The following is a 16693-nucleotide window of genomic DNA, read 5'->3' on the forward strand; positions in this document are numbered from 1 at the left end:
GTGGGCGGAGCGGCCCGGCGGTGCTCAGGAGCACCGCCTCACCACGTCACCGGTTCCCGGCGCACCGCAGGAGCAGCGCCTCATCAACGTCAGCGCCTCATCACGTCACCACGTCCCAGCGTCACCGCCTCGAAGCGTCACCGCCTCACCGCACCACCGCGTCACCACCTCACCGCGTCGCCACCTCACCGCGTCACCGCGTAGAAGGCCACCGCCGCCGCGGCGCCGACGTTGAGGGAGTCCACTCCGTGGGCCATGGGGATGCGGACCCACTCGTCGGCGGCGCGCAGGGCGCGGGTGGTCAGGCCGTTGCCCTCGGCGCCGAGCATCAGTGCCGTCCGCTGGTCGCCGCCGGTGGGGACGGTGTCGAGGGGGACGGCCTTCTCGTCGGGGGTGAGCGCCAGCAGCTGGAAACCGGCGTCGCGCACCGTCTCCAGGCCGCGCGGCCAGGTCTCCAGGCGGGCGTAGGGGACGGCGAAGACGGCGCCCATGGAGACCTTCACCGAGCGGCGGTAGAGCGGGTCGGCGCAGTCGGGCGAGAGGAGGACGGCGTCCATGCCCAGCGCGGCGGCGCTGCGGAAGATGGCGCCGATGTTGGTGTGGTCGTTCACCGCCTCCATGATCACGACCCGGCGGGCCGTCGTCAGCAGACCGGCGGGCGCGGGCAGGGGCTTGCGCTGCATGGAGGCGAGGGCGCCGCGGTGCACGTGGTATCCGGTGACGCGTTCGGCCACCTCGGGGCTGACGGCGTAGACGGGGGCGGGCACCTCGTCGATGACGTCCCGCATCACGTCGAGCCACTTCGCGGACAGCAGCATCGACCGCATCTCGTACCCGGCCTGCCGGGCCCGGCGGATGACCTTCTCGCCCTCGGCGATGAACAGCCCCTCGGCGGGCTCGCGTTTGCGGCGCAGTTCCACATCGGTGAGACCGGTGTAGTCGCTCAGCCTCGGGTCGTCGGGGTCGTCGACGGTGACGATCCCGCGGGCCGGCGGGTCCGGGGGTGTCCCGGGGGAGGATGGTGTAGCCACAGGCCGATACTGCCTTGTCGCGCTCGAAGTGCCAATGCGTCGTTACTGCCGCGTACGGGCGGGGTGTCACTCCCCCGCCGTGCCGTCGGGGCGCGGGTTCACGGCCACCACGTCCCCGATCACGATGACGGCCGGCGGGCGCACCCCCTCGGCGGCGGCCCGCTCGGCGGCCGTGGCCAAAGTGGCGTCCACCCGGCGCTCGGTCGCCATGGTGCCCTCCTGGATCATGGCGACGGGGGTGTCCTCCGGGCGGCCGTGGGCGAGCAGGGCCGCCGCGATGGCGCCGAGGTTCTCCACCGCCATCAGCAGTACGAGGGTGCCGCGCAGCCGGGCCAGCGCGGGCCAGTCCACCAGCGAGCGGGGGTCGTCGGGGGCGACGTGCCCGCTGACGACGGTGAACTCGTGGGCCACGCCCCGGTGGGTGACGGGGATGCCGACGGCACCGGGCACGCTGATGGAGCTGGAGATACCGGGTACGACGGTGACCTGGACGCCCTCGGCGGCGAGCTGCTGCGCCTCCTCCATGCCCCGGCCGAAGACGAAGGGGTCACCGCCCTTGAGGCGTACCACGGACCTGCCCGCCTTGGCGTGTTCGACCAGGACGGCGTTGATCGCCTCCTGTGCCATGGCCCGGCCGTAGGGGATCTTCGCCGCGTCGATGATCTCGACGTGCGGCGGAAGTTCGTCCAGCAGGTCGCGGGGGCCGAGCCGGTCGGCGACGACGACGTCGGCCTCGGCCAGCAGGCGGCGGCCCCGCACGGTGATCAGGTCCGGGTCGCCGGGCCCGCCGCCGACCAGCGCGACACCGGGCGAGCGAGGGGCACGCTGCTCGGCGACGAGCGTGCCGTCACCGAGCCGCGCGACGATGGCGTCCCGTATCGCGGCCGAGCGGCGCGGGTCCCGGCCCGCGGTGCCGTGCACTCCGCTGGTCAGCACGGCGACGGTGATGCCGTCGCTGCGGCCGGTCGCCGGCGTCCAGGCGGTGCCCTCGTCCGCGTCGTCGGCCCGTACGCACCACACGCGGCGGGACTCGGCCTCGGCGACGATCGCGGCGTTGACGGCCGGGTCGTCGGTGGCCGCGAGCGCGTACCAGGCGCCCGCCAGGTCGCCGTCCCGGTAACTGCGGCGCTCCCAGGTGATCTCCCCGCCGGCGACCATCGCCTCGACGGAGGGCGTCACCTCGGGCGAGACGACCGTGACGTCCGCACCCGCCGCCAGCAGCGCGGGGAGACGGCGCTGGGCGACGGTGCCGCCGCCGACCAGCACGACACGGCGCCCGGCCAGGCGGAGTCCTACGGGATAGGCGGGAGCGGCGGAGGTTTCCGACATCTGGGACGGCATCCTTCTCGGTGGGATCGGCTCGCGGACCGAGCCGGGGACGATGCCGCTGCGGCAGTGGAGCGGCCGGGACGGACAGGCGGTGGGGACAGCCTATGCGGGAGCGGACAGCGCGGCTGTTCCGCAGGTCACGGACGGGTCGGGGAGGCGGTGGCGCAGGTCGCGGACAGGTCCGGGGGCGGTGGTGCACGTCACGGACAGGTCCGGGGGCGGTGGCTTCGGCGGTCCGCCCTTCACCGGGAGGGCGCCCGCCCCTTCCCGTTCACCGGGACGGGAGCCCGCCCCTTCCGGCGGGCGCCGCGGAACGGCACGGACGGCTGTGACACGGTGCCCCGGCCGACGGACCGGGGCGCCTCGGACGCAGCGGACCGCATCCGTGGGCCGGGCCGGCCTCGTCCCGAGCGGGAGAGCGCCGCCCTCCTGCCGAGCGGGAGAGCGCGGAGGACGGCGGAGCCGGGCGGACGTACCGGCCCTGCCGACATCGGCGAGCCGACACCGGCCCGTTGCCCGCACGCCCCAGGACGCCGGGCAGCGGGCCGGTGGCCGGCCCGGACGCCGGGCTGTCGGCCGGCGGTCGGCCCGCGAGCCCACAGCCGCGCGCCCGGGCCCCACAACCCTCACGGCCCTACGGCGCCACGGTCGCGCGGCGGACCGGTCCGGGTCCGCGGCCGAGGACGGGCCGCGAACCGGAGCGCCAGGCTCAAGCCGGCGGTGAGGCGCGGGCGGCGGACACGGGCGGAGCACCGTGGAGCGCTGCTCCGCCGCGTGCCGCCGCTCCGCGTCCGCCGGCCGTGCTCAGCCCTTCTCGGTGACACCCGCGCCGTCGAACGTGGCGACCTCGTGCATCGCGCGGGCGGCGCTCTGCACCATCGGCAGGGCCAGCAGTGCGCCGGTGCCCTCGCCGAGCCGCAGGTCGAGGTCGACCAGCGGTCGCAGCCCCAGCTTGGTGAGGGCGGCGACGTGGCCGGGCTCCGCGCTGCGGTGCCCCGCGATGCAGGCGGCCAGCGCCTCGGGCGCCACCGCGCGGGCCACCAGGGCGGCGGCACCGGCACTGACGCCGTCGAGGATGACGGGGGTGCGCAGCGAAGCACCGCCGAGGATCAGCCCGACCAGCGCCGCGTGCTCCAGCCCGCCGAACGCCTCCAGCATCCCGATCGGGTCGGCCGGATCGGGCTGGTGGCGCTCCAGCGCGCGCCGGACGACCTCCACCTTGCGGGCGTGCGTCTCGTCGTTGATGCCGGTGCCGCGCCCGGTGACCTCGGCGGGGTCGGCGCCGGTGCACGCGGCGATCAGGGCGGCGGAAGCCGTGGTATTGGCGATGCCCATCTCACCGGTGAGCAGCGCCTTGTTGCCCGCGGCCACCAGGTCGCGCGCCGTCTCGATGCCGACCTCGACGGCCCGCTCCACCTCTTCGCGGCTGAGTGCGGGCCCCGCCGTCATGTCGGCGGTGCCGGGGCGGACCTTGCGGGGCAGCAGGCCGGGCTGCGCGGGCAGCTCGGCGGCCACCCCGACGTCCACGACGCAGACCTCGGCGCCGACCTGGTTGGCGAACGCGTTGCAGACCGCGCCGCCGCCCAGGAAGTTGCCCACCATCTGCGCGGTGACCTCCTGCGGCCAGGGGGTGACCCCCTGCGCGTGCACTCCGTGGTCGCCCGCGAACACCGCGACGGCGGCGGGCTCGGGGATCGGCGGCGGGCACTTGCGCGAGAGGCCGCACAGCTGCGCCGAGATGATCTCCAGCATGCCGAGCGCGCCGGACGGCTTGGTCATCCGCTTCTGCCGCTCCCACGCCTCACCGAGCGCCTTGGCGTCCAGCGGGCGGATGGTGCCCAGCGTCTCGGCGAGCATGCCCGTCGGCTCGGCGCCGGGCAGCGCGCGGCGCCCGTACGACTCGTCATGGACGACCCATGAGAGCGGGCGCCGCTTCGACCAGCCCGCCTGCATCAGCTCCGGTTCGTCCGGGAACTCGTCCACGTACCCCACGCACAGGTACGCCACGACCTCCAGGTGCTCGGGCAGTTCGAGCGTGCGCACCAGCTCGCGCTCGTCGAAGAAGCTGACCCAGCCGACGCCCAGCCCCTCGGCCCGGGCGGCCAGCCACAGGTTCTCCACGGCGAGCGCCGAGGAGTACGGCGCCATCTGCGGCTGCGTCTGACGGCCCAGCGTGTGCCGGCCGCCGCGCGTCGGGTCCGCCGTCACCACGATGTTGACAGGGGTGTCGAGGATCGCCTCGATCTTCATTTCCTTGAACTGCTTCGCCCGCCCCTTGGGCAGCGACTTGGCGTACGCCTCGCGCTGACGCTCCGCCAGCTCGTGCATGGTCCGCCGGGTCTCCTCGGAGCGGATGACCACGAAGTCCCACGGCTGCGAGTGCCCGACACTGGGCGCCGTGTGCGCCGCCTCCAGGACGCGGAGCAGCACCTCGTGCGGGATCGGGTCGGGGCGGAAACCGTTCCGGATGTCCCTCCGCTCGCGCATGAGGCGGTGGACGGCCTCCCGTTCGGCCTCGGCGAAGCCGGGCGCGGGCTCCCCCTCGGGCTCCCCCGTGGGCGGGTCACCACCGTCCGGGGCGGTCCCCGCACCCTCGGCGGCTTCGCCTCCGGCGGCTTCGCCCTGCGTGGCTTCCCCCTGGGGGACCTCAGCGGCCTCTCCCTCGGCGGCCTCCGCTTCCTCCCCGGCGGTCCCGGCCCCGGCCTCGGCCGCCTGGGCCTCGTCCGTGGTCTCCGCGTCCGCTCCCTGCGCGCCTGCGGTCTTCGTGTCCACGGTCTCCGTTTCCGCGGCCTGCGCCTCCACGGGCTCCTCGTCGGCGGTCTCCGTGGCCACGGCCTCCGCCTCGGCGGTCCCCGCGTCGGCTGCGGTGGCCTCTTGTGTTTCGTCGGTGGTCTCCGGGCCCGCGGAGGCGCCCCCCTCGGTCCCGCCGGCGGCCGGTTCCGTCACCGGATCCTCGCCGGTCGCCATCCCGCTCTCCGCCTCGGGGTCCTGAGCACCGCCGTCGCCCTCCTGGGAGGGTGCGGATTCCTCCTGGGAAGGAGCGGATTCCCCCTGGGGGGAGCGGACTCGCCTGCCGGGGCCTCCTCTTCGGGCGATGCGGGGGCCTCGGAGGCGGGCGCTCCGGCGCCGGTCCCGGCCGGGGAAGCCGCCGTCTCCCCGGGCGCGGACGCGGCCACTGCCTCGACCGCTGCCTCGGAGTCAGCTCCGGTCGCGGCGTCCGGCTCGGGAGCCGGGACGGACGCGGCCGACGGCTGAGGCGTGGCCGGGGACTCGGCGGCGGCCGGGGGCTCGGCGGCCGGCGATGCGGAGGTGGTGGCCTCCGCCACCGCAGCCGACTCCGACGCCGCGGTCCCCGACGCAGCCGTCTCGGGCGCCGATTCGGCGGCCTCCCCCACGGGTTCGGCAGCGGCGGCCCGATCCTCGTCGGCCTCCGGCTGTGCCGACGCCTGCTGCGTCTCCGCGGCGGCGGGCTCCGGCCCCTCGGGGGTCCCGGGTGTGCCGGGTGTGCCGGGGGCGGCTGGGGATTCGGCAGCTTGGGCGGCTTCGTCGCTCTTGGAGGTCGCGGCCTGCTCGGACTGCGGCTCCTCCGCCGACCCGGCGGCCCCAGCCGCCGCCTCCGCCTCGACCGCCTCGGCAGCGCCGGTCTCGGCGGCGTCGAATTCGCCGGCATCGGCATCGGCATCAGCGGAGCCGGTTTCGGCAGCACCGCTCCCGGCCGCTTCCGCCCCGGCTGCGGCTGTTCCAGCGCCGGTCTCGGCAGTGGCGGCAGCGGCGGCGGCTCCGGCGGCGTCCGTCGTCACCGCGCCCGTCTCCACCACGTCCGTCTCCCCGCCACCGGTCTCCGCGCGGTCGGCGCCCGATGCCGCGGTCCGCGCGCCGGCGTCCGTCCCGTCGGCGTCCCCGCCGGTGGGCGCTTCCTGGCCGGCGGGTCCGGAGGCTTCGTCGGCGGACTGCGGGGACGGGGTGTCCTCGGCCTGCGAAGCCGGGGCGTCCTCGGCCTGCTGGGGCGCGGCGTCGGGGGGCGTCTGCGTCGTGTCCGTCGTGGTGGCTGCGGGGGACGCGGGAGCCGTGGCCTGCCCCGGGATGACGGGGGGCTGCGGCTGGGCACCGGTCTGGTGGTCCGCGTCCTGGTTTATCGGTGGTGTTCCGGGCGACGGCTGGACGGCGCCCTGCTGCTGCCGGGGTTCGCCGGCCGCGCCCCCCTGCGCGGGGACGGTCGCCAGTCCGCCCGGCTGCGCCTCCTGCCGGGGCGAGGGCACGGTGTCGTTGACGGGGGCGTCCTCGGCGGGCAGCGGCGCGGCGACGGCTCCCTCTTGCGCGGCAGCGGCAGCGGCATCGGTTTCGGCCGCGACAGCGGGGGCGGGGGCCTGTTCCTGAGGGGTCTGTTCCTGAGGGGGCTGTTCCTGAGGGGCCTGGCCGTCACCCGGGCCGCCGTCCCCGCCGACCTGACCGGCCTGGCCGCCCTGACCGGCCTGGCCGTCCCGCGCGGTCGCGTCGGGTGTCCCGCCGCCCTCGGTTCCCGCGTCGCCGGGCGCCGTGGCGGACTCCTGCGCGGCCGGGGTCTGCTGCGGGGTCCCGGCCGCCGGGGGGTTTTCGGCGTCGGCTGCCGGAGCGACCGTTTCTGCCAGGGGGTTCGGGGCGGACGGGACGGCGGTGCCGGCCGCGTCGACGCCGGCGGCGGTCGCCTGGTCCGGGACGGCCGGGCCGGCCGAGGCCGCCGGATCGGCCGGTGACGGCGCCTGCTGGGCGGACCACTCCCCCGTCTCGGGCGGGAGTTGGCCGAGCTGCGGTCCGGGCAGCGGTTCCTCGACGACGGGCGCCGTGGCCTGCGGCTCCGGGGAGGGGACGGCCTGGCCGGACGGGTCGGGCCGGCCGGGACCCTGCTCAGGGACCGTGCCGGGTACGCCGACGGCACCGGGGGACGACGGGTCGCCGTCCGGGAGAGGCTGAGCTTCCGGTTGCGTCACCGTGCCGTCGGCCTGGACGGTCACCGTGCCGTCGGCATGAACCGTGGCGGTGTCGTCGGCCCGGACCGGCTGCCCGTCGGCGGGCTGTACGGGCATCGGCTGCGCGCCCGCCGTCTGCGGGTCCATGACAGCGGGACCTGCCGACTGGGGCTCCGCGGGCTGCTGTTCACCGGGGACGGCCTCCCCCGCCACGGCACCGTGCGCGGCCCCCGCGGGCTGGGCGGCGTCCGCCGGGAGGGGTGCCTGGACGCCCTGGGGGGCCGGAGCCTGCTGGGCGTCCTCGCCCACGGTCCGCTGGGGCTGTTCGCCGGGGAGCCGCCCGTCCGCCGGGGCGGCGGGCTGCGCGGGTGCGGTCGGGCGGCCCGCCGGGGCACCCTGGACCGGCGCCGCCTGCGGGGTGGCCGCCTGGGCCGTGGGGCGCTCGGAGAGGGGACGGACGGTGCCGGACTGCTCGGGAACGGGCGGCCCGAGGTGGAGGGGGCGGCGGGTGCCGTGGCTGGGGGTGCTGTGCGTGGAGGTCTGCGCGGTCTGCGGCTGCTGGGGCGGGCGTACGGCGCTCACATCGATGGCGCCCGAGTCGCGGCCGTCGGTCTCGTGGGGGCCGGGGGCCGCGGCGACGGCCGTGTCCGGCTGCGGGACGGCGTCGGGGGCCGGGCCGGGTTCGGCCTGCGGCTGCGCGGCGGCCTGCGGTTCGGCGGGCTGCACGTCGGGCTGTACGTGCTGCTGCGGGTACGCGCTCTCGGGGCCGTATCCGGGCTGGGGGCCGTGCTGGGCGTAGCCGTTGACGCCCACCGCGTCGCCCTGGCCGTACGTCGCCTCCGGCGCGTACGGCTCGGCCGGCTGCGCCAACTGCGCGTCGGTGAACGGCTGCTGGGCGGCGTGGCCACCGGCTGCCTGGGCGTGCGGGTCGTACGCGTACCCGTAGCCGCCGGGGTCCGGCATCGGGCCCGGCGGGCCCGGGTGTTCGGGCTGGGGCTGCGGCATCGGCTGCGCCTGGGGGGCCTGGCCCTGCGGCTGCGCGGGGCCGGGCGCGGGCTGCTCGCTCCAGGCTCCCTGCGCCGAGGGCATCAGCAGAAGGTCCTCTTCGTCGTGGGAGCCGTGGAGGCCATGGGGGTCGTGCGTCTCGTGGTGGGGGCCGGGGGCGCCGTGGGGGTCCGGGGCGGTTCCCAGCCCGTCCGTGACGCCGGCTGCCGGGTCGGCGAAGGGGTAGGCGCCGGAGGCCGGGACGCCCGGCTGCCCCTCCTGCTGCTGCCCGCCTGCGTTCTCCGGCAGCCCCTCTCCCGGGATCTGACCGGTGTCAGTCATGCGTTCCCCTCGCGCATCGCTGGTGCTCCTTCCAACCCGGCGGACGGACCGCCGCGCCCCGTAGATGAAGAACGAGCACGCACTCTGTGCGGCACGTGCCTCCGCCTACACCATTCGGACAATGACGGACGAAGCGTCAACCCCGAACGGTGGCACAACAGTCCATCAGCCTACCCGTCACAGAGTGCCGCACCGGCCATGGGTGGGAGAGAAACAGCACTTCTGCGGGGTTCGTCCCGCAGCGGATCACAGGGGTTCAGTGCCGGACACCGGACAGCAGGAAGACGACGGCCCGTTCGGTTTCGGTCCACTGCGCCGTCTCCAGTCCGACGGACTGGAGCAGGGCGCACTCGACGGTGTAACCGCGCTCGGCGAGCGCCCTTCCCAACTCCTCTGCCTCGTCTCTGGTGGCGGCGTGCGTGACGATGCGCGCGGGGCGGCGGTCGGCCACGGCGGTGACCGTCGCCGCTCCCCCGCCGCCGACGCGCACCACGTCCGGCTCGGGAAGGTCCTCCAGGATGTGCGGGGCGAGGCCGTGGACCGTCTCCAGCTGGACGCCGAAGCGCCGGGCGGCGGCGTGGACGCGGGCACAGGCGTCGGCGTCGGCGTCGACGGCGATGACGGCGGCGCCGAAGCGCGCCGCCTCCACCGCGAGGGCTCCGCTGCCCGCGCCGATGTCCCAGACGAGGTCGCCGATGCGGGGTCCGAGGCGGGCGAGTTGGGCGGCGCGCAGCTGTGCGGCCTCGCCGGCGCGGGAGGGGCCGGCGTCGTGGCCGGCGTACTCGGCCACCGGCAGGGCCCAGCCGCGGACGGCGGGCGGGTAGCCGACCTCGTGCCCGGCGAGCCACGCGGTGCCCTGCGGGGCCCCGGTGTCGGCCCCGGCACCGGTCCCGCCCGCGACGATGACGACGTTGGGGTCGCGCCAGGTGTGGTCGGCGACCTTGTCGGAGGTCAGCACGGTGACCTGTTCCCGGTCGGTGCCCAGCGCCTCGCAGATGACGAAGGTGCGGTGGACGCCGGTCAGCAGCAGTGCGAGTTCGGCGGGGCCGGCACCCGGCGAGGTGAGGACGGCGACCTTCTTGTGGGCGCGGCAGACGTTGACCGCGCGGCGCAGGGTGCGGCTGTTGGCGACGACGAGCTGGGCGTCGTCCCAGGGCATCCCGGCGCGGGCGAAGGCGGCGGCGATGGCGGAGACGGCGGGCACGACCTCGACCTCCAGACCGTGCTCCGGGGCGCGCAGGGTGCGCACGACGCCGAAGAAGCCGGGGTCGCCGTCGGCGAGGACCACGGCGGAGCCGCGGTGGCGGGCGATGCGGCGGGCCGCGAGGCCGACGCTGCCGAGCCGGATGCGCTCGGCGTGCGGGGGCACCTCGGGCAGCGCGAGGTGGTGGGCGGCGCCGGCGACGAGGGTGGCCGCTGAGAGGGCCGAGCGGGCGGCGTCGGTCAGCGGCGAACCGTCCCACCCGATCACCGTGACGCGGTCGGCCATGCTGGGTGTCTCCTGGCTGGTCTGGGCTCATCGCAGGTCGGGGCCCACTGAGGGTACCCCCTCTTCCGGTTCTCCCGGCGGGGGCGGCCTCCCGCGCCCGCGGGCGGCCCTGGCCGTCACCAGGCGCGGGGCGGCAACTGCTCGAAGGAGCCGTCGAGATCCTCCGGGAGGAGGCTCCAGACGATGAGGTCGGTGCGGATCTCGGCCCAGCCGCTCTCCGGGGGCGCCGCCTGCCGCGCGCCGGCGGATCCGTCGTGGGATCCGCCCCGGGACCCGTCCTGGGATCCGTCCTGGGACCCGTCCTGGGAGGGGTCCCAGTTCTCGGTGCGGGTGCGCGCTATCCAGGCGTTGCGCAGCACTCCCTCGCTGATGCAGCCCAGCTTCTGGGCGACCTGCTGGGCGGCGGTGTTGTCGGCCGGGGTGCGCAGCTCCAGGCGCTCGAACTTCTGGTCCTGGAAGAGCCACTGGGCGACGGCCAGCAGCGATTCGGAGGCGTAGCCCTCGCCGCGGGCCCAGGAGGCGGTGGCGTACACGGCCTCGGCGGACAGGACGTGCCAGTCGGCGCCGCGCAGTTCCACCACGCCGACCAGGCGCTGGGTGAGGAACTCGGTGACGGCGAAGACGATGCCGTCGCCGCTGGTGCGCCGGGCGGGGGCGCGGCGGGTGACGAAGTCCCGGGCCTCGTCCTCGGTGTAGGGGACGGGCGACGTCAGCCAGGCGGTGATCTGGTCGTCGGCCATCATCGCGGTCAGCGCGGGGACGTCCGCTTCCTCGAACGGGCGCAGCACGAGCCGGTCCGTGCTGATCGAGATGTCCGGGAAGGTCGAGGTCATGCGCCGCTCCTACACGTCGGGGTGCACAGCATGCAGCATCGGCACCGTGATGTGCAGCGCCGGGCCCCCCTTCACAGGCGGGGCCCGGCGCTGGTTAGAGACTTGTCGACACGGGGACTTCCCCCCGGTTCAGGCCGCGGGTCTCACGATCCCACGGGCCCGAAGGCCGGCTCGATGGCCCCCTGGTACTTGTCCTCGATGAACCGCTTGACCTGCGGGGAGTTGAGGAGCTTGGCAAGCTTCCTGATCCGCGGGTCGTCCTGGTGGCCGTCCTTGACCGCGAGGAAGTTCGCGTACGGGTTGCCCTTGGCCTTCTCCGCGACCAGCGCGTCCTTGGCCGGGTTGAGGTCCGCGTCCACGGCGTAGTTGCCGTTGACGACGGCGGCGTCCACGTCGTCGAGGGCGCGCGGGACGGCCGCGGCCTCCAGCTCCTTGAACTCCAGGCCCTTCTTGTCCGCGATGTCGCCGAGGGTGGCCTCCGGCCCGGCGCCCGGCTTCAGCTCGATGAGCCCGTGGTCGGCCAGCAGGTGGAGGGAGCGCCCCTCGTTGGTGCTGTCGTTGGGGACGGCGACGGTGTCACCGGACCCGATGCCCTTCAGGCTCTTCTCCTTCTTGGAGTAGAGGCCCAGCGGCTCCAGCTCGACGTTGACGACCGGCCGGATGTGGGTCTTCTGCTTCTTGTTGAAGTCGTCCAGGTACGGCTTGTGCTGGAAGAAGTTGGCGTCGACCTCGCCGGACTCGGTCGCGGTGTTGGGCACGACGTAGTCGTTGAACTTGCGGATGTCGAGCTTGAGCCCCTCCTTGGCGGCGAGGTGCTTCTCGACGTACTCCAGGATCTCCGCGTGCGGGGTGGGCGAGGCGGCGACCTTGAGGGTCTGCTTGTCCTCGCCGCCGGTGCCGATGCCGTAGCCGATCAGGGCGAGCGGGACGACCACCGCGGCGGCCACCGCCACGGCGCGGCCCCGGCCGAGGCGGGCGAGCCGCTTGCCCGCGCCCCCGTCGGCCGAGCCCCGGTTGGCCGCCAGCAGGCGGACGACGGCGTCACCGATGATCTGGACGGCGGTGACGATGACGATCAGCGCGACCACCGTGGCGACCATGACGCTGGTCTCGAAGCGCTGGTAGCCGTACTGCACCGCGACCGAGCCCAGTCCCCCGCCGCCGACGGTGCCGGCCATCGCCGAGTAGCCGATGAGGACGATCACCGTGGTGGTCAGCCCGGCCACCAGGGAGGGCAGCGCCTGCGGGAGCAGCGCCTTGAAGACGACTGTGGGGGTGCCGCCGCCCATCGCCTGCACGGCCTCGACCAGGCCGCGGTCCACCTCGCGGATCGCGGTCTCCACCAGCCGTGCGAAGAACGGGATGGCACCGATGGCCAGCGGCACGATGGCCGCGGTGGAGCCGACGGACTGGCCGACCACGAAGCGGGTGAAGGGGATCAGCGCGATCAGCAGGATGATGAACGGCAGGGATCTGCCGATGTTCACGACCGCGCCGACGATCTTGTTGACCGGCGCGTTCCGCAGCATCCCGCCCTTGTCGGTCAGGACGAGCAGCACACCGAGGGGCAGGCCGCCGATCAGCGCGATGATCGCGGACCAGCCGACCATGTAGAGGGTGTCCCAGAACCCCTGGAACAGCAGCGGCTGTATCTCGGACCAGCTCACTTGGCACCCTCCTTGACGAGGCCGGAGGCGTCCCCGCCGGCCTTCTTCGCGTCCCGCGCGTCGTCCGCGTCCCCCGCGGTGTCCTTCGCGGCGTCCTTCGCGTCCGCGCCCGCGGCCACGTCGGCGACGTCCACGGTCAGCCCCTGCTCGCGCAGGAACCCGATCGGCACGACGTTGTCCTCGAAGCTGCCGGGCAGCTCGATGCGCATCCGGCCCACCTGCTTGCCCGCGACGGTGTCCATGGCCGCGCCGAGGATGGAGATGTCCACGTTGTAGGTGCGCGACAGCTTGGAGATCACCGGCTCGGTGGTGGTCTCCCCGTGAAAGGTGACGTCCACCACCGTGCGGCCCGGCGCGGAGGGCACCCCGCCCACCGGGAACAGCTCACGGGCCAGCTCGGAACCGGGCGTGGCCAGCAGCTCGGGGACGGTGCCGGACTCGGTGATACGGCCGGACTTCATCAGCGCCGCCGAGTCGCAGACCGCCTTGACGACCTCCATCTCGTGCGTGATCAGCAGCACGGTCAGCCCGAGCTGCTCCTTGAGGTCGCGCAGCAGCTTCAGGACGGAGCGGGTGGTCTCCGGGTCGAGCGCGGAGGTGGCCTCGTCGGAGAGCAGCACCTTGGGGTCGCCGGCCAGCGCGCGGGCGATGCCGACCCGCTGCTTCTGGCCGCCGGACAGCTGCGCGGGGTGGGCCTTGGCCTTGTCGGCGAGCCCGACCAGCTCCAGCAGCTCGTGGGCCTTGCGGGTGCGCTCCTGGCCGGAGTGGCCCAGGATCTCCAGCGGCAGCTCGACGTTGCCGAGCACGGTGCGCGAGGAGAGCAGGTTGAAGTGCTGGAAGACCATGCCGATGCGGCCGCGTGCCCGGCGCAGCTCCTTGCCCGCCCGCTTGCCGCTCCCGGCCAGCGCGGTCAGCTCCTGACCGTCGACGGTGACCGTGCCGGAGGTGGGGCGCTCCAGGAGGTTGACGCAGCGGATGAGCGAGGACTTCCCGGCGCCGCTCCGGCCGACGACGCCGAAGACCTCGCCCTCGTCGACGTGGAGATCGACGCCGTCCAGTGCGGTGACCTCGCGGTCCCGTGTGCGATAGACCTTCGTGAGGTCCTTAGTCGTGATCACAGAAACGTCCGTGGGTGTCGGTGGGATGAGCGTTGCTGGATGCCGTCGAGGGGAGCGCGCGGCGCGGGCCCCGGCGAAGGCGGGCAGAGCTGTCCCGCGGCCGCGGTGCGGTGGCGGGTGGGGTGGACCGCGGGGCGGTCCGGTGGCTCTGCCGGCGGGCGGGGTGTGCGGGCTCGTGACTCGCTTCGGGGCGCGAGTCGCCTCGGTCAGCTCAGGCGGGGGCCCTCAGCGGGCACACATTCGCCGCGCGGTGTGCGACGGCCAGGCACGCGTGCACAGACAACGAGCACCGGGCGTCCAGGTCGCCTCGGTCGCAAGCGTGCGGCAGCTCGTCGTGTTCATGGTGGTCAGTAAACCAGATGGGACGGATGGTGCCGAGGGCGCTGTCCGCATGCCGGACACGGTGCTGGACACCGCCTGACCGCCGACACCCTCCGGCACTGGCCGGACGGGCTCAGTCCTCGGCGACGACCGTCACTCCGCGGTCCGTGACCTGCGTGGTCACCGAGCCCAGGTTCTCGACGACCACGTCGGCCCGCAGCCGGCCGCGCTCGTGCGTTGTGGCCAGACCCACGGTGCGCATGCCCGCCCGGCGCCCCGCCTCCAGCCCCGCCGGGGCGTCCTCGAAGACCACGCAGTTCCCGGGCTCCGCGCCCAGCTTCCCGGCCGCGCGCAGATAGGGCTCCGGGTCGGGCTTGCCGCGGGTGATGTCGTCGGCGGCGATCACCAGCGGCGCCTCGATGCCGACCGCGCGCAGCCGGGCCTCGGCCAGCTCCCGGGTGGCCGAGGTGACCACGGCCCAGCTCCCCTCGGGCAGCGAGGCCAGCAGCTCGGCGGTGCCGGGCAGCGGGACGACGCCGCCGTTCGGCACGTCCTCCACCTCCAGCCGCTCGATGCGCTCCAGCGCCTCGGGCACCCGCCCGGCGGGCACGAGGTCGGCGACGATGTCCCGGGCCGGCCGCCCGTGCAGCTCGACCGCCGCGAACTCCTCGTCGCCGATCCCGAACTCCCGCGCCCACCGCGTCCAGCAGCGGACCACCGACTCCATGGACGAGAGCAGGGTGCCGTCGTTGTCGAACAGCAGGGTCACGGGGGCGTCGAACTTCATGCCCGGCAGCGTACGCGGGCCCCGGGGGCGCGCGTCGACGGGCCCGGGTCCCCTTCTAGACTCCTTCACATGCTCACCCCGCTCACTGTCACGCTCGCCGTGGCCGCGCTCGTGCTGGCAGCGTGGTGCGGCTGGGCGGCCTACCGGGACCAGCCGACCAAGGACTGGCACTTCGCCGGCATGGCCGTGGTGACCCTGCTCGCCCTCGTCCAGCTGGTGATCGGGATCGTGCGGCTGGCCCAGGGCCAGGACCCCGTGGACGGCGCCGTGATCTTCGTCTCGTACCTGGTCGGCGTCGTGGCGTGCGTGCCCGTGGTGGGGCTCATCTCGCTGACCGAGCGCACCAAGTGGGGCTCGCTGACGGTGGTGGCGGGCGCCGTCGTGCTGGCGGTGCTCCAGGTGCGGCTCCACGACATCTGGGGAGGCGGCTTTGGTGCCTGAACCGACGACGAGCACGGCGGACGGGGCGGCCACACGGCCCCGGCGCACGGCACTGGCCACCGGCCCGGGAAAGCTGCTGGTCACGCTCTACGGGATCGTCGCGGTGGGCGCCACCTCGCGCTCCCTGGTGCAGCTGACGATGAACTACCACAAGGCGCCGCTGGCCTACAGCCTCTCCGCCGTGGCGGCCGTGGTGTACGCGTTCATCACGCTCTCCCTGGTCCGCGGCGGTGAGGGCGCCCGCAAGGCCGCCCTCACCTGCTGCGCGCTGGAACTCGCCGGCGTCCTGACCGTCGGCACCTGGACCCTGGCGGAGCCCTCCGCGTTCCCCGACGCCACCGTGTGGTCGGACTACGGGATGGGCTATCTGTTCATCCCGGTGATCCTGCCCCTGACGGGGATGTGGTGGCTGCGCAGCGGACACCGCGCCCCGGCGGCGGAGGCCGGGAGCTGAGGCGGTCCCGGCCTCCGTCCTGGGCGCTGGGGCCTAGGCGCTGGCGGCGTACTCGGTGGCCTCCTTCTGCAGGGCCACCAGCGTGACCTGCCGGTCGCGTTCCGTGCTGACGGGCGCGTACCCCGAGCGCCGGTACAGGCGCAGATTGCCCTCGCTGCGGGAGCCGGTCACCAGGTGGTACCGCTTGGCGGAGAAGTCGGAGGCGAGGCGGGCCTCGACGGCGGCCAGCAGGCGCCCGCCCAACCCGTGCCCCTGGAGGCGGGGGTGGACGCACAGCCGGCCGATCCGCGCTGTGCCCTCCGCGTCGACCTTGCCGCGGACCGAGCCGACGACCTCCTCGCCCAGGCGCGCGACGAGTACGCAGCCCTCGACGAGTTCGGCGCGCAGTTCGTCCAGCGTCTGGACGAGCGGCTCGATGCGGTAGTCGCCGTACATCTCCGCCTCGCTCTGGAAGCAGAGGTACTGCAGTTTCAGGATCTGTTCGGCGTCGCGCTCGTCCGCCGCAGAGATGGTCACGCTCATGCCCATGTGCGCATGCCTCCCCAAGTTGTGTGCGCACGGGCACGCGTAGGTGAGGGTGCCGCGCCCGTGCTGTCTGCCCTGGTGACGCCGGTTGCCTCTCGCACCCTTCCCCTGAGTCCGGGTCGTGGAACCTTCGCCGCGAGCATTCTGCGCAGGCATTCCAGACAGCGGGAACGCAGCGGCCCGACGGCGCCCTGTGAGATTCCCAACTCATGGGCGATTTGCGGGTATGTGAACTCTTTCCGGGACAGCAGCGCACGCAGCACGGCGGGACACCGCCCCGGCAGGAGGGCGACGGCCTCGGCCACCTCGCGGCGCCGTTCGGCGGCCAGCAGAGGCGCCTCGGTGTCGCTGGCCGTATCCCGTGTGCCGTCGGCGGCGGCGACCTGGCGTTGCGGCGGTACGCGGGGACCGGTGGGCGGGGCGGCC

At 74.7% G+C, this 16693-nt stretch carries 12 protein-coding genes and 2 pseudogenes; 3 read left to right on the top strand and 11 right to left on the bottom strand.

The window, feature by feature from the left end:
• Nucleotides 1–185: 185 nt before the first annotated feature.
• The 10 genes and pseudogenes from FM076_RS05120 to FM076_RS05160 all read right to left on the bottom strand — a co-directional run bounded on the left by FM076_RS05120 (nucleotide 186) and on the right by FM076_RS05160 (nucleotide 14847).
• Complete coding sequence (locus tag FM076_RS05120) at nucleotides 186–1031, bottom strand: RNA methyltransferase (protein ID WP_173868732.1); 846 nt, start codon at nucleotides 1029–1031, stop codon at nucleotides 186–188.
• A gap of 66 nt (nucleotides 1032–1097) precedes the next feature.
• Nucleotides 1098–2360 carry a uroporphyrinogen-III C-methyltransferase gene (gene cobA / locus FM076_RS05125; protein WP_173868733.1) on the bottom strand — a complete coding sequence of 421 codons (1263 nt, stop codon included), beginning with the start codon at nucleotides 2358–2360 and terminating at the stop codon, nucleotides 1098–1100.
• An 804-nt stretch (nucleotides 2361–3164) separates the two neighbouring features.
• Nucleotides 3165–5342 (bottom strand): annotated as a pseudogene (cobT, locus tag FM076_RS05130) (nicotinate-nucleotide--dimethylbenzimidazole phosphoribosyltransferase); the annotation flags it as partial.
• Nucleotides 5303–8632, bottom strand: coding sequence for a hypothetical protein (locus FM076_RS05135; RefSeq protein ID WP_173868734.1), 3330 nt, complete (start codon nucleotides 8630–8632; stop codon nucleotides 5303–5305). The pseudogene cobT and the gene FM076_RS05135, both read right to left, overlap by 40 nt.
• 256 nt (nucleotides 8633–8888) lie before the next feature.
• Nucleotides 8889–10121 carry a precorrin-6y C5,15-methyltransferase (decarboxylating) subunit CbiE gene (gene cbiE / locus FM076_RS05140; RefSeq protein ID WP_173868735.1) on the bottom strand — a complete coding sequence of 411 codons (1233 nt, stop codon included), beginning with the start codon at nucleotides 10119–10121 and terminating at the stop codon, nucleotides 8889–8891.
• A 116-nt stretch (nucleotides 10122–10237) separates the two neighbouring features.
• Nucleotides 10238–10954 carry a GNAT family N-acetyltransferase gene (locus FM076_RS05145; protein WP_173868736.1) on the bottom strand — a complete coding sequence of 239 codons (717 nt, stop codon included), beginning with the start codon at nucleotides 10952–10954 and terminating at the stop codon, nucleotides 10238–10240.
• Between the two features lie 143 nt (nucleotides 10955–11097).
• Complete coding sequence (locus FM076_RS33395; protein WP_243274793.1) at nucleotides 11098–11871, bottom strand: MetQ/NlpA family ABC transporter substrate-binding protein; 774 nt, start codon at nucleotides 11869–11871, stop codon at nucleotides 11098–11100.
• A gap of 117 nt (nucleotides 11872–11988) precedes the next feature.
• Nucleotides 11989–12621, bottom strand: a pseudogene (locus FM076_RS33400) (methionine ABC transporter permease); the annotation flags it as partial.
• Entirely contained in the window at nucleotides 12618–13739 is a 1122-nt protein-coding gene (locus FM076_RS05155; protein ID WP_173868738.1) for an ATP-binding cassette domain-containing protein, read from the bottom strand. The gene FM076_RS05155 and the pseudogene FM076_RS33400, both read right to left, overlap by 4 nt.
• Before the next feature lie 454 nt (nucleotides 13740–14193).
• Nucleotides 14194–14847: an HAD family hydrolase gene (locus FM076_RS05160; protein ID WP_173868739.1), complete on the bottom strand. Its 654-nt coding sequence runs from the start codon at nucleotides 14845–14847 to the stop codon at nucleotides 14194–14196.
• A gap of 69 nt (nucleotides 14848–14916) precedes the next feature.
• On the opposite strand from FM076_RS05160, the gene FM076_RS05165 reads away from it, so the two are divergent.
• Both FM076_RS05165 and FM076_RS05170 read left to right on the top strand, forming a co-directional pair.
• Entirely contained in the window at nucleotides 14917–15288 is a 372-nt protein-coding gene (locus FM076_RS05165) for a hypothetical protein (protein WP_173868740.1), read from the top strand.
• Nucleotides 15281–15742: a hypothetical protein gene (locus tag FM076_RS05170; protein ID WP_173868741.1), complete on the top strand. Its 462-nt coding sequence runs from the start codon at nucleotides 15281–15283 to the stop codon at nucleotides 15740–15742. The genes FM076_RS05165 and FM076_RS05170 overlap by 8 nt, the downstream gene beginning before the upstream one ends.
• Before the next feature lie 33 nt (nucleotides 15743–15775).
• Here the strand turns inward: FM076_RS05170 and FM076_RS05175 are convergent, their stop codons facing one another.
• Complete coding sequence (locus tag FM076_RS05175) at nucleotides 15776–16270, bottom strand: GNAT family N-acetyltransferase (protein ID WP_173868742.1); 495 nt, start codon at nucleotides 16268–16270, stop codon at nucleotides 15776–15778.
• A gap of 206 nt (nucleotides 16271–16476) precedes the next feature.
• Here FM076_RS05175 and FM076_RS34910 point away from each other — a divergent pair.
• Nucleotides 16477–16693, top strand: a 217-nt coding sequence (locus FM076_RS34910; RefSeq protein WP_207730261.1) for a hypothetical protein, incomplete at its 3' end; no start/stop codon positions are given.

The organism is Streptomyces albus subsp. chlorinus, from assembly GCF_013302895.1.
Classification (GTDB): Bacteria; Actinomycetota; Actinomycetes; order Streptomycetales; family Streptomycetaceae; genus Streptomyces; species Streptomyces chlorinus.